This is a genomic window from Actinomadura sp. BRA 177 (assembly GCF_013372625.1).
Classification (GTDB): domain Bacteria; phylum Actinomycetota; class Actinomycetes; order Streptosporangiales; family Streptosporangiaceae; genus Spirillospora.
Map to the genome: position 1 here is coordinate 1 of NZ_JABXFD010000602.1, position 967 is coordinate 967.

1 protein-coding gene and 1 pseudogene are annotated in these 967 nt (G+C 72.5%); both read right to left on the reverse strand.

Translation table 11 applies throughout. From position 1 onward, the window contains the following. Window positions 1-154: pseudogene (locus tag HUX53_RS33985) on the reverse strand (DNA repair protein RadA); the annotation flags it as partial. A gap of 179 nt (window positions 155-333) precedes the next feature. After that, window positions 334-967, reverse strand: a 634-nt coding sequence (locus tag HUX53_RS33990; protein WP_176407376.1) for an alpha/beta fold hydrolase, incomplete at its 5' end; no start/stop codon positions are given.

Sequence of the window (967 nt, forward strand, 5' to 3'; positions counted from 1 at the left end):
GCCACGCCGACACCACCCGCGCCGGCGTGGCGGACGCCGCCTCGGTGACCGTCCCCCACGTCTGGCACTCGCCGCAGCGCCCCACCCACTTGGACGTCTGCCAGCCGCACTCCGAGCACCGATAGGCCGCCTTGGCAGTCTTAGCCTTCGCCATGCGCGGCAGCCTAGAGCCTGCGACCGACAGTGTTTGCCCATGGGGGCGACCCCCCTGGAACCCCCGTCACGACGCAGGCGATCCTCACGCCTTGTTTCTGTCGTTGTGCCCGTTGCGGTCTGTGGGCGCTGCGGTCGCCTGCGTCGTCGGGCATGCCCGTGCTCCGGTGGCCGAGCTTCCTAGGCGGCGAGGGTTTTGCGGGCTCTTTCGATCAGGTCGCCGAGGTGGTCGGAGACCACGCTGGGGCGTTCGAGCATGGCCATGTGGCCGGCGGCGGGGACGACCTCCAGGCGGGCGGACGGGACGCAGGAGGCGATCTTGAGGCTGTGCTCGACCGGGGTGAGCATGTCGTTCTCGCCGCCGAGGACGAGGGTGTCGGCGCCGGCGAGGGAGGCGCAGTCGCTGATCACGTCGGTGGTGATCATGGAGCGGAAGTAGTCGACGAAGGCGTCCATGCGGGTCTCGGTCATCAGCTGCTCGGCGAAGCCGACGGCGGCGGGGCTGGCGTCGGGGCCGAAGGCGACGAGGTCCTCGACGAGGGTGGCGGCGTCGCGGCCGAGGTGGCGGACCCGCTCGATGGCGCCGGAGCCGGCGCCGAGCGCGGCGAGGGCGCGGGGCAGGACGCGGTGGGTGGTGCGCGCGACGAGGGCGGGCATGCCGAGGCTGACCTCGCCGAGGCCGCCGGACGAGGTGCACAGCAGGCCGGTCGCGAGGATCCGGCGGCCGACCAGGCCGGGGTTCTCGTCGCAGTACCGCATGATCGTCATGCCGCCCATGGAGTGGCCGACGAGGACGACGGGGTGTCGGCGGGGA